Here is a 12163-nt window from a genome sequence, read left to right on the forward strand (position 1 = left end):
AGAGCCGACGATGCACAAGCATGGCGCACAGTTGCTGGACGCCACGTCGGCGCGCTTCGCCCTGTGGGCGCCAGATGCGCGCAGCGTGAGCGTGGCGATCGGCCAGCAGCCGCCCGTGGCACTGCTGCCCGACGACGATGGCTGGTACACCGGCGTCGCCCCCTGCCAGGTGGGCGAGCGCTATCAGTTCGTGATCGACGATGAACTGCGCGTGGCCGACCCGGCCTCGCGCTGCCAGCCCGAGGGCGTGCAGGGCCCCAGCGAGCTGGTCGACCTGGGCGGCTACCCGTGGCGCCATCCCTGGCAGGGGCGGCCCTGGCACGAGGCAGTGATCCAGGAGCTGCACGTCGGCCTGCTCGACGGCTACGCGGGCGTTGCCAAGGTGCTGCCGCGCCTGGCCGAACTGGGGGTCAGCGCCATCGAGCTGATGCCGCTGGGGCAGTTCCCCGGCGCGCGCAACTGGGGCTACGACGGCGTGCTGCCATTCGCCCCGCAGCACAGCTATGGTCGCCCGCAGGACCTGTGCGCGCTGGTCGACGCCGCCCATGGCCAGCGCTTGATGGTGCTGGTGGACGTGGTCTACAACCACTTCGGCCCGGACGGCAACTACCTGCACCGCTACGCCAGCCCGTTCTTCCGTGAAGACCGCCAGACACCGTGGGGCGCGGCCATCGACTTCCGCCGCGCCGAGGTGCGCGAGTTCTTCATCCAGAACGCCCTGATGTGGCTGTGCGACTACCGTTGCGACGGCCTGCGCCTGGACGCGGTGCATGCCATCGACCAGCCGGACTTTCTCGTCGAACTGGCGCAGCGGGTACGCGCCACGGTCGAGCCCGGGCGGCAGGTCTGGCTGGTGCTGGAGAACGAGCACAACCAGGCCACGCTGCTCGAGCAAGGCTTCGATGCGCAGTGGAACGACGACGGCCACAACGCCCTGCACGTACTGCTGACCGGCGAAACCGAAGGCTACTACGCCGATTACAAGGACCGGCCAATCGAGCAGTTGGCGCGCTGCCTGGCCGAGGGCTTCGTGTTCCAGGGCCAGCCCGACCGCCACGGCAGGCCGCGCGGCGAGCCCAGCGGCCACCTGCCGCCCAGCGCTTTCGTGCTGTTCCTGCAGAACCACGATCAGGTCGGCAACCGCGCCCTGGGCGAACGGCTGTCCCGGCTCTGCCCGCCGCCGGCCCTGAAGGCGGCCACCACCCTGCTGCTGCTGGCACCGATGATCCCGCTGCTGTTCATGGGCGACGACGACGGCAGCCGCAAGCCGTTCCTGTTCTTCACCGACTTCCACGACGCGCTGGCCGATGCCGTGCGTGAAGGCCGGCGTGGCGAGTTCGCTCATTTCGAAGCCTTCGCCGACCCGCAGAAGCGCGAGCAGATACCCGACCCCAACGCCGAGGCCACCTTCGAAACCTCCAAACCTCGGCAACAAGAGGTGCTGGCCGGCTGGCACGGCCTGTACCAGCAGTTGCTCGAATTGCGCAGGCGCCATGTCATCCCGCACCTGCCCGGCACCCGCGCCGAGGGCTGCGAGGTACTCGGCGCCAAGGCGCTGACCGCCCGCTGGCGCCTGGGCGACGGCCAGCAGCTGCGCATCGACCTGAACCTCGATGCCCAGCCCCAGCCGGTCACCCTGCCGGCCCTGCCCCGCCGCCTGTTCGACAGCAGCGACAACGCCCACCCCGACTCGACGCTCGCCGCGCACAGCTGCGTGGTGAGCCTGCTGCCCCCCGACCAGGAGACGCCATGAGCGCAGAGCCCCTTCACCGCCTGGCCGCCCGGGTGGGCCTGGCCCGCGACTGGATCGACGCCAACAACCGCCCGCAGCAGGTCAGCGATGACGTGCTGCGCCAGGTGCTCGCCGGCCTTGGCCACCCGGCAGGCAACGCTGCCGAGATCGACGCCAGCCTGCGCGCCGTCGAGCAGGCCGAAGACAGCGAGCACCTGCCACCGTTGCTGACCGTGGACATCGACCAGCCCCTAGACCTGCAGCGTTACTTCAGCGCCGCCAGCCAGGTGCATTGCAGCCTGGAAGACGGCAGCCAGCGCAGCCTGACCCTGGACGCCCAGGCGCGCCTACCGGCCGGCTTGCCCCTGGGCTATCACCGCCTGGATATCGATGGCCGGACCTGCACCGTGGCCGTGGCACCGGTGCGTTGCCATGCCCTGCAAGACTGCGTGGAGCAGCCCCCGCCCCGTTGCTGGGGCCTCGCCGTGCAGCTGTACAGCCTGCGACGCCCCGGCGATGGCGGCTTTGGCGACTGCCTGGCGCTGGAACAACTGGCGCGCCACGCAGCCGAGCGCGGCGCCGATGCCCTGGCGATCAGCCCGATCCACACCCTGTCGGCCTTCGACCAACATCACTACAGCCCCTATTCGCCGTCCAGCCGCCTGCTGCTGAATGTGCTCTATGCCAGCCCCGGCGTGGTCTTCGGCGAACGCGAAGTGCGCATGGCCACCGAGGCCTGTGGCCTGCAGGCCACCCTCGAAGCGCTGGAGCAGCAGACGCTGGTGGACTGGCCCCGGGCCGCCGAGGCCCGACTGCGCCTGCTCGAAGCGCTCTACCGGCACTTCAGCCAGGGCGAGCACCCCTTGCGCGCGGACTTCGATAGCTTTCGCGCCAACGCCGGCGAGCAACTGGAACACCACTGCCGCTTCGAAGTGCTGCAGGCCGAGGCGGTGAGCAGCGGCCTGGGCGCGGACTGGCGCAACTGGCCCAAGGCCTGGCACGACCCCTACGACCCCGAGGTCGAGGCCTTCGCCAACGCCTACCCGGCGCGGGTCGAGTTCCATGCCTTCTGTCAGTGGCTGGCCGAGCGCAGCCTGCAACGGGCCCAGGATGCGGCGCGCGGCAACGGCATGGCCGTGGGCCTGATCGCCGACCTGGCGGTGGGCGCCGACGGTGCCGGCAGCCAGGCCTGGAGCCGCCAGGACGAACTGCTGGCCGAACTCAACGTCGGCGCCCCGCCCGATATCCTCAACCGCGCCGGGCAAGACTGGGGCATCTGCGCATTCTCCCCTGAAGGCCTGCGGCGCAATGGCTACCGCGCCTTCATCGAAATGCTGCGGGCCAACCTGGCCCATGCCGGCGGCCTGCGCATCGACCATGTGATGGGCCTGCGCCGCCTGTGGCTGATCCCCCGTGGCGCCAAGCCCAGCGAAGGCGCCTACCTGGAGTACCCGCTGGACGACCTGCTGCGCCTGCTGGCGCTGGAGTCGGTGCGACACCAGGCGATCATCCTCGGCGAGGACCTGGGCACCGTGCCCGAGGGCCTGCGCGAGCGCCTGGCCGACAAGGCCGTGCTGGGCATGCGCGTGCTGCCGTTCGAGCAGCAACCGCCAGGCCGGTTCACCCCGATCCTCGACTGGCCGGACAACGCCCTGGCCACCACCGGCACCCATGACCTGGCGCCGCTCGCCGGCTGGCTGGCCAGCCGTGACATCGACTGGAGCCATCGCCTGCAATTGATCGACGCCGCCACCGAACTGCACTGGCGCCACACCCGGGCCCTGGAGCGCGATGGACTGCGCCGTACCTTGGAGCAGAACTACGGGCCACTGCGCGACGATTCGGCGCTGATCGACGCGGCGATCCGCTACGTCGGCCATACCCGCGCACCGCTGGTGCTGGTGCCGCTGGAAGACCTGCTGGGCAGCGACGAGCAACCCAACCTGCCCGGCACCACCAGCGGCCATCCCAACTGGCGGCGCCGCTTCAAGGCGCCGGTACGCGAGCTGCTCGACGACGAGGACGCCGCCCGGCGCCTGGAGCTGCTGGCCCAGGCCCGCGAACAAGCCTGGGAGCGTGACCGATGAAACCCTTGACCGCGACCCTGCGCCTGCAACTGCACAGCGACTTCACCCTCGACCACGCGGTACCGCTGGTGCCCTATTTCGCCCGGCTGGGTATCAGCCACCTGTACGCCTCGCCGATCCTCACCGCCCGCGCAGGCTCGCGCCATGGCTATGACGTGGTCGACCCGACCCGGGTCAATCCCGAACTCGGCGGCGAGGCGGCGCTCGAACGCCTGGTGGCCGCCTTGCGCCAGCATGGCATGGGGCTGATCGTCGACACCGTGTCCAACCACATGGCCGTGGGCGGCGCCGACAACCCCTGGTGGCAGAGCCTGCTGGCCTGGGGCCGGCGCAGCCCCTACGCGGAATTCTTCGATATCCAGTGGCATTCCAGCGACCCGTTGCTGGCCGGCCAGCTGTTGCTGCCGTTCCTCGGCAGCGACTATGGCGCCGCCCTGCACAACGGCGAGATCCCGCTGACCTTCGACGCACAACACGGGCGCTTCGAAATCGCCCACCATGAGCACCGTTTCCCGATCTGCCCATTAGACTATCCACGCATCCTCGGCCAGGCCGAGGACCCGCGCCTGCAGGCGCTGGCCGCGCATTTCAGCGCCCTCGGCGAGGCGGCCGATCCTCTGGCCGAGGCCCAGCCGCTACACCGCGAACTGGCGCGTGTGGCTGCCGCCGGCGCGGATCCGCAAGCGGCCCTCGCCGCCTTCGACAGCCGCGAAGAAGCAGGCTTCAAGCGCCTGCATTTGCTGCTCGAACGCCAGACCTATCGCCTGGCCAGCTGGCGCACCGCCGCCGACGACATCAACTGGCGGCGCTTCTTCGACATCAACGAACTCGGCGGCCTGCGCGTGGAGCGTGCCGTGGTGTTCGAGGCCACCCACGCCAAGCTGTTCGAGCTGATCGAGCGCGGCCTGGTCGATGGCCTGCGCATCGACCACATCGACGGCCTCGCGGATCCGCGCCGCTACTGCCGCAACCTGCGCCGCCGGGTCGATTCGCTGCTGGCGCGACGTCCCGTCGCTGCCGCGCTGGCACACTTCCCGATCTACGTGGAAAAGATCCTCGGCACGGGCGAACACCTGCACCGCGACTGGCTCACCGACGGCACCACCGGCTACGAGTTCATGAACCAGGTGTCGCTGCTACAGCACGACCCTGTGGGCGAGCCCACCCTGGACGAACTATGGCGCAGCACCAGCGAGCGTCCCGAGTTCCCCGAGGAGGTGCGCATCGCCCGCCACCTGGTGCTCAACGCCAGCCTGGCCGGCGACTGCGAGTCGGTGGCCCAGGCCCTGCTGCAGGTGGCCCGCGACGACCTGATGACCCGTGACCTCACCCTCGGCGCGATTCGCCGGGCGCTGCAGGCGCTGGTCGAGCACTACCCGGTGTACCGCACCTATATCAACGCCTGCGGCCGGCCCGCCGAGGACGAGGCGTTCTTCCAGCAGGCGCTCACCGGCGCGCGCCAGTCGCTGGGGGAAGCCGACTGGCCGCTGCTCGAACAGCTCGAACGCTGGCTTGGCGGCCAACCCTGGCGGCACCTGCCGCCAGGCCGCCCGCGCAAGCACCTGCGCCACGCCTGCGTGCGCTTCCAGCAACTGACCGCCCCCAGCGCTGCCAAGGCCGTGGAGGACACCGCCTTCTATCGATCCGCCCGGCTGCTGTCGCGCAACGACGTGGGCTTCGATGCCGAGCGTTTCAGCGCCGATGCGGCCTGGTTCCACAACGAAGCCCAGCGCCGCCTGCGCGACTTTCCCGACAACCTGCTGGCCACCGCCACCCACGACCACAAGCGCGGCGAAGACTGCCGCGCGCGGCTGGCCGTGCTCAGCGAACGCGCGCCCTGGCTGGCCAGCCGTGTCGAGCACTGGCGCGAGCTGGCCGCGCCGTTGCGCGAAGCACTGGACGATGGGCAGGCGCCAAGCCCCGGCGACGAGCTGCTGCTATTGCAGACGCTGCTCGGCAGCTGGCCACTGGACCTCGACCTGCATGACCGGCAAGCCCTGAACGGCTACGCCGAACGCCTTCGCCAATGGCAATCCAAGGCCCTGCGCGAAGCCAAGCTGCGCAGCAGCTGGGCCGCGCCCAACGAACGCTACGAGGCGGCTTGCGCGGCCTATGTCGACGGCCTGCTGCTGGACGAGGAAAACCAGCAGCTGCGCCAGTCCCTGCACGAGGCCGCGCAGCGCCTGGCCTGCCCCGGCGCCTTGAACGGCCTGGTGCAGTGCCTGCTGCGCATGACCACCCCCGGCGTGCCGGACCTGTACCAGGGCAACGAGTACTGGGACCTCTCGCTGGTCGACCCGGACAACCGCCGCCCGGTGGACTACCCGGCCAGGCGCGCCAGCCTCGACGACGGCACGCCCCTGGCCGAGCTGCTCGCCCACTGGCGCGATGGCCGCATCAAGCAGGCCCTGGTGGCCCGCGTGCTGGATGCCCGCCAGGCCCATCCCGAGCTGTTCCAGCGCGGCGCCTACCTGCCGCTGAGCGTGCAGGGCCGCCACGCCGACCAGGTGCTGGCCTTTGTCCGCCTAGGCCAGGGCGAGCGCGCCATCATTGTCGTGCCACGGCTGGCCAGCGTCCTGCTGGGCGCTGCCGCCACCCCGTTGATCCCGGCTCAGAACTGGGACGATACCCGGCTTGTACTGCCGTTTGCCTTGTCGCCTGCCAACTGTTCGGGACTTTTCGGCGGCGGTGCTGTCACCCCTTCAAGGGAGCTGATGTTGAGCACCGTGCTGGCAGAGTTTCCGGTCAATGTGTTGATTGAGCATGCCTAACTGTATTCAGGAGCGTCGTGATGAGTGTCGATGAAAAACGTATTCGCGAGTTCGCCTATCAGATCTGGGAGTCGGAGGGTAAGCCCGAGGGGCGCGAGGAGGAACATTGGGACAAGGCGCGCAAGCTGGCCGAAGCCGAGGCGCTGGCCCCCAAGGCGCCGCCACGCAAGAAGGCAGCGGCCAAGCCCAAGCCACCGGCAGAGCCCAAGGTGGCGGCGTTGCCGGGCGTGAAGCCGGCTGCGGCGGCTAAAAAACCGCGAGCGGCGAAGAAACCTGCCTCTGGCTGAGCCTTTTGCAAGCCTGTACCGCCCTCATCGCGGGGCCAGCCCGCTCCCACGCCTCAGTCACTGAGTGCTCGTGCGTGTGAGCGGGCTTGCCCCGCGATGGCCCCCTCTCCCCGGACCATGAGGACCGCCATGAGCCCCCGCACCCCAAAGAAAACCCGCTCCGTCGCCCCATCGCGCATTCGCGAAGGCCTGCCCTTCCCCCTCGGCGCCACCTGGGACGGCCTTGGGGTCAACTTCGCCCTGTTCTCGGCCAACGCCACCAAGGTCGAGCTGTGCCTGTTCGACGCCACGGGCGAAACCGAAATCGAGCGCATCGAGCTGCCCGAGTACACCGACGAGATCTACCACGGCTACCTGCCCGACGCCCACCCGGGCCTGGTCTACGGCTACCGGGTGCATGGCCCCTACGAGCCCGAGAACGGCCACCGTTTCAACCCCAACAAGCTGCTGATCGACCCCTATGCCAAGCAATTGGTGGGCACGCTGAAATGGTCCGAGGCGCTGTTCGGCTACACCATCGGCCACCCCGACGGCGACCTGTCGTTCGACGAGCGCGACAGCGCGGCGTTCGTACCCAAGTGCAAGGTCATCGACCCGGCCTTCACCTGGGGCCGCGACCAGCGCGTGTCGATCCCGTGGGAGCGCACCATCATCTACGAGGCCCACACCCGCGGCATCAGCATGCGCCACCCGGCGGTGCCCGAGCACCTGCGCGGCACCTTCGCGGGCCTGGCCAACGACGAGCTGCTGGGCCATATCAAAGAGCTGGGCGTGTCGAGCATCGAGCTGCTGCCGATCCACGCCTTCGTCAACGACCAGCACCTGCTGGACAAGGGCCTGAACAATTACTGGGGCTACAACAGCATCGCCTTCTTCGCCCCCCACCCGCGCTACCTGGCCAGCGGCAAGATCGCCGAGTTCAAGGAGATGGTCGCCCACCTGCACGACGCAGGCCTGGAGGTGATCCTCGACGTGGTCTACAACCACACCGCCGAAGGCAACGAACGCGGCCCGACCCTGTCGATGCGCGGTATCGACAACGCCTCGTACTACCGCCTGATGCCCGACGACCGGCGCTTCTACATCAACGATTCCGGCACCGGCAACACCCTCGACATGAGCCATCCACGGGTGCTGCAACTGGTCACCGATTCGCTGCGCTACTGGGCCGGCGAGATGCACGTGGATGGTTTTCGCTTCGACCTGGCGACCATCCTCGGCCGCTATCACGATGGCTACAGCGAGCGCCACGGCTTCCTCGTCGCCTGTCGCCAGGACCCTATGCTCAGCCAGACCAAGCTGATCGCCGAGCCCTGGGACTGCGGCCCAGGCGGCTACCAAGTGGGCAACTTCGCCCCGGGCTGGGCGGAATGGAACGACCGTTTTCGCGACACCGTGCGCAGCTTCTGGAAAGGCGACGAAGGCATGCTCGCCGACTTTGCCGCGCGCATCACCGCCTCGGGCGACCTGTTCAACAACCGCGGCCGGCGCCCCTACGCCTCGGTCAACTTCGTCACCGCCCACGACGGTTTCACCTTGCGCGACCTGGTGTCGTACAACGACAAGCACAACGAGGACAACGACGAGAACAACCAGGACGGCACCGACAACAACCTGTCGTGGAACTGCGGCGTCGAAGGCCCCACCGACGACCCGGCGATCAATGCCCTGCGCATGCGCCAGATGCGCAACTACTTCGCTACCCTGCTGCTGGCCCAGGGCACGCCGATGATCGTTGCCGGCGACGAGTTCAGCCGCACCCAGCACGGCAACAACAACGCCTACTGCCAGGACAGCGAGATCGGCTGGGTGAACTGGGACCTGGACGAGGACGGCCAGGCGCTGATGGCCTTCGTCAAGCGCCTGACCCGGCTGCGCCTGGCCTATCCGATCTTGCGCCGCTCGCGTTTCCTGGTCGGCGACTACAACGAGGCGATCGGCGTCAAGGACGTCACTTGGCTGGCTCCGGACGCCAGCGAGATGACCGTCGAGCAGTGGGAAGATCCGCATGGGCGTTGCCTGGGCATGCTGATGGATGGCCGCGCCCAGGTCAGCGGCATCGCCCGGCCAGGCGCCGAGGCGACCATGCTGCTGATCGTCAACGCTTACCACGACGTGGTGCCTTTCACCCTACCGGCAGTGCCGGAGGGCGACTACTGGAGCTGCCTGGTCGACACCGACCGGCCCGAGCTGCGCAAGGCGCAGCACCTGGCGTTCGACACCGTGTTCGAGGTCAAGGGGCGGTCGTTGCTGCTGATGGTGTTGCAGCGGGAGGAGGACTGAACCCGAAACAGGAAGTCCTGTCCTAGACTGTGTCGAGCCAGTTGAACCAGGGGATGTTGCGGTTCGTCGCCACGACAAGCCGGCTCCCACAAGCCCAGCGCCGAGCAGCAACTGGCTTGTGTAGCTTGTAATGGCCTCATCGCTGGCAAGCCAGCTCCCACAGGGATGGCACTTGGCTTGAGGGCGGCGCGGTCGGGGTGGGAGCCGGCTTGCCGGCGATGGGCCGCAAGGCGGCCCCCATAGAACAGGAGTGACCGTGAACCTCGAAGCCGGCAGTCCAGGTTTCGCCAGCGTCAGCCAGGCCCCGGCCGTGCATCGGGTCAAGGTGCTGACGGTCAACACCCACAAGGGCTTCACCGCCTTCAACCGACGCTTCATCCTGCCGGAGCTGCGCGAGGCGGTGCGCAGCACCGGGGCTGACATCGTGTTCCTGCAGGAGGTGCTCGGCAGCCACGACCGCCACGCCGCGCGCTACCCCGGTTGGCCCCAGACCTCACAGTACGAATTCCTCGCCGACAGCATGTGGAGCGACTTCGCCTATGGCCGCAACGCGGTCTACCCCGACGGCCACCACGGCAACGCGCTGCTGTCCAAGTACCCGATCATCGAGCACCGCAACCTCGACGTGTCGATCACCGGCCCCGAGCGCCGCGGCCTGTTGCACTGCGTGCTGGACGTGCCCGGCCAGCGCCAGGTGCATGCGATCTGCGTACACCTGTCATTGCTCGAGCGGCACCGGCAAAAACAGTTGCAGCTGCTGCGCCGTTTGCTCGATGCGCTACCCGCCGACGCCCCGGTGATCATCGCTGGCGACTTCAACGACTGGCAACTGCGCGGCAATCGCACCCTGCGCCTGCACCGCGGCCTGCACGAGGCCTTCGAGCGCCATCATGGCTTGCTGGCCCGCACCTACCCCGCCCGTCTGCCCCTGCTGCGCCTGGACCGTGTATACCTGCGCAATGCCGAGAGCCACGCGCCAAGAATCCTTGGCAACAAGCCCTGGACTCACCTCTCCGACCACCTGCCACTGGCGGTGGAGGTGCGCTTGTAGCAACGATTCGGCATAGCGGCGTGGCGGCAAATCACCATTATCGATATGCATCTTTGAAAATCACATACATTCAATAAGTTATGCCTTCAAACAGGCATTTTGAGAGCATTTCACGCTTTCTTGACGCAAGCGCGGTCCTCTCCTTAGCTGAACAGTAATCACCAGATGGAAAATCTCGTGCCGGGCCTCTAGCTCGCGCCCTCGTGCGCGCTCCAAGAAGCTGGCGCGCTGGTTTGGGTCGCCCCTGTTCTTGTCGTACAGCTCGTGACATCAGGCCAGGTATCGGGCTGTTCACTTCACTCATCAACAGGAGATCCGCCATGAAAAGCACCTCGAATTCCTTGCGCTTCGACGCTTTTTTCTGTGCGGTTTCCACGTCGCTGCTCTTGGCAACCCCGGTGGAAACCTTCGCGTTCGAACTGCAGGAGGGCGAGCCCTTCGCCCCCTTCCTGGCGCAACCCGAGGTGCCGCGACTATCGCTCGATCCGGTCAGCGCCAGCGGCCTTAGCCAGGGCATGCTGAACGCCTTTTCCGAACGCATGGGCGAGCGCCACGGCCAACTCGACAACGAACACATTGCCAGCCAGTGGGCGCAGTTCTTCCCCGGCACGCCGCGCCAGGGCGCCCAGCCACCGGCACAGGTGGAGGCACCCAGCCAGCAGATGGTGATCGGCCCGGACCTGTTCGTGCGTGAAACCAATGCGGGCAATGTGCATCGCGCGGGCATCTTCGTCGGCCACAACAACCTGCAGAGCACCTTCAACGGTATGCGCCCGCTGCTTGGCGACAAGCAACGCAACGCGGTCAACCTCAGTGGCGAAAGCCTCGGCGTGTACTGGAGCATGACCCACGAGCAGGGCTGGCACGTGGACGCCGTGGCCATGGGCACACGCATCGACGTCAATGGCCGCTCCCAGGCCGGCCAGCGCCTCGACGACAGCGGCCACGCGATGACCTTCTCGGTGGAGGGTGGCTACCCCATCGGCCTGGGCGCAGGCTGGGTCATCGAGCCGCAGGCGCAGTTGATCAACCAGCAGTTCTTCCCTGGCAGCCAGGTGCAGGAAGAGACCCTGCAAGCCTTCGACAGCCAACCCAGCTGGAGTGGCCGGGTCGGCGCCAAACTGTCGGCGCGCTATGAAGTACGTGGCATGCCCATCGAACCCTATGTGCGCACCAACGTCTGGTACGACTTCAGCAACGCCGACCCGGTGAAGCTGGATCAGGTCGACAAGATCTCCAGCTCGCGCAGCGCCGCCACGGTGGAACTGGGATTGGGCCTGGTGGCCCGGGTAACGCCGAACGTGGCGCTGTTCGTCAGCGCCGACTACAGCTCCGATGTGGATGACAATGACCTGAATGGCTTGATTGGCAGCCTGGGAGTGCGGATGCGCTGGTAAGCGCTAGCCGGATGCTTGTCTCCCTTACTTGACACACAGCAGCAGGAAGCTCATGCGCGGGTCGTGATCGCGCCGAGAGTCGCCGACACGGTGAGTCTGCACCTTCACCTGTTGCCTGTCCGGAGTACCGCCAAGCTGGGCCTTGCCGTAGAAGATGTCGTCGTAATCGCTGCGGTCGGTGGCGGCGACCGAACAATAGCCTGGCTGGCGGGCAAAGACATCGGCTTTGAAGGCAATGGTGTATTCAGCGAAATAGCCGGGCTGCCCGCTGACTTCAACCTTGTCGAGCCAGTTGGATGACTGGCGCAGCACTTTCCCGGTACTACTGATCGCCGCTGTGTACTGTCGCTGCTCGGCCAGCGCATCCTGACAAAGGGCAAGCAGCGCAAGCAGGCCGGCGCACGTCGCAGAGGCTATTGGAGAGTTCATGGGTTGGTTTCCTTGTGCTCGATGAGTGAAATGCCCGATGGGCAGCGGACCATCTGCGCACCCCGGGTTCGGGCATGCAATGGCATCGCGCAAACAAGGAAAAGCCTGTAACGACGATGGCTAGCG

The 12163-nt window shown here is 67.5% G+C and carries 8 protein-coding genes; 7 read left to right on the forward strand and 1 reads right to left on the reverse strand.

The annotated features are described in order from the left end of the window. Window positions 1–10 precede the first annotated feature (10 nt). From treZ to KSS90_RS16900, 7 genes are all read left to right on the forward strand, one after another. A complete protein-coding gene (treZ, locus tag KSS90_RS16870; RefSeq protein WP_217866495.1) occupies window positions 11–1753 on the forward strand; it encodes a malto-oligosyltrehalose trehalohydrolase in 1743 nt (580 codons plus the stop codon). Then, window positions 1750–3819, forward strand: a complete 2070-nt coding sequence (gene malQ, locus KSS90_RS16875) for a 4-alpha-glucanotransferase (RefSeq protein WP_217866496.1) — start codon at window positions 1750–1752, stop codon at window positions 3817–3819. The genes treZ and malQ overlap by 4 nt, the downstream gene beginning before the upstream one ends. Beyond that, entirely contained in the window at window positions 3816–6590 is a 2775-nt protein-coding gene (locus tag KSS90_RS16880; RefSeq protein WP_217866497.1) for a malto-oligosyltrehalose synthase, read from the forward strand. Before malQ ends, KSS90_RS16880 begins: the two co-directional genes overlap by 4 nt. Before the next feature lie 17 nt (window positions 6591–6607). Further along, window positions 6608–6877, forward strand: coding sequence for a DUF2934 domain-containing protein (locus KSS90_RS16885; protein ID WP_217866498.1), 270 nt, complete (start codon window positions 6608–6610; stop codon window positions 6875–6877). Window positions 6878–7006: 129 nt separating this feature from the next. Then, window positions 7007–9160 (forward strand): glycogen debranching protein GlgX, encoded by a 2154-nt coding sequence (gene glgX, locus KSS90_RS16890; RefSeq protein ID WP_139672123.1) that lies wholly within the window; start codon window positions 7007–7009, stop codon window positions 9158–9160. Between the two features lie 256 nt (window positions 9161–9416). Next, the gene (locus tag KSS90_RS16895; RefSeq protein WP_217866499.1) at window positions 9417–10211 is read left to right on the forward strand and encodes an endonuclease/exonuclease/phosphatase family protein; all 795 of its coding nucleotides are present in this window, start codon (window positions 9417–9419) and stop codon (window positions 10209–10211) included. Window positions 10212–10531: 320 nt separating this feature from the next. Then, on the forward strand, window positions 10532–11608 hold the full coding sequence (locus tag KSS90_RS16900; RefSeq protein WP_217866500.1) for an autotransporter domain-containing protein: 1077 nt from the start codon (window positions 10532–10534) through the stop codon (window positions 11606–11608). A gap of 24 nt (window positions 11609–11632) precedes the next feature. Here KSS90_RS16900 and KSS90_RS16905 read toward each other — a convergent pair whose 3' ends face one another. Beyond that, window positions 11633–12037: a hypothetical protein gene (locus KSS90_RS16905; protein WP_217866501.1), complete on the reverse strand. Its 405-nt coding sequence runs from the start codon at window positions 12035–12037 to the stop codon at window positions 11633–11635. Between the last annotated feature and the right edge of the window lie 126 nt (window positions 12038–12163).

The sequence above is a fragment of the Pseudomonas maumuensis genome, from assembly GCF_019139675.1.
Lineage (GTDB): Bacteria > Pseudomonadota > Gammaproteobacteria > Pseudomonadales > Pseudomonadaceae > Aquipseudomonas > Aquipseudomonas maumuensis.

Excerpts from the sequence above, each read along its gene's own strand:
- treZ (WP_217866495.1), top strand. The coding sequence starts at position 11 with ATGCACAAGCATGGCGCACAGTTGCTGGACGCCACGTCGGCGCGCTTC.
- malQ (WP_217866496.1), top strand. The coding sequence starts at position 1,750 with ATGAGCGCAGAGCCCCTTCACCGCCTGGCCGCCCGGGTGGGCCTGGCC.
- KSS90_RS16880 (WP_217866497.1), top strand. The coding sequence starts at position 3,816 with ATGAAACCCTTGACCGCGACCCTGCGCCTGCAACTGCACAGCGACTTC.
- glgX (WP_139672123.1), top strand. The coding sequence starts at position 7,007 with ATGAGCCCCCGCACCCCAAAGAAAACCCGCTCCGTCGCCCCATCGCGC.
- KSS90_RS16900 (WP_217866500.1), top strand. The coding sequence starts at position 10,532 with ATGAAAAGCACCTCGAATTCCTTGCGCTTCGACGCTTTTTTCTGTGCG.
- KSS90_RS16905 (WP_217866501.1), bottom strand. The coding sequence starts at position 12,037 with ATGAACTCTCCAATAGCCTCTGCGACGTGCGCCGGCCTGCTTGCGCTG.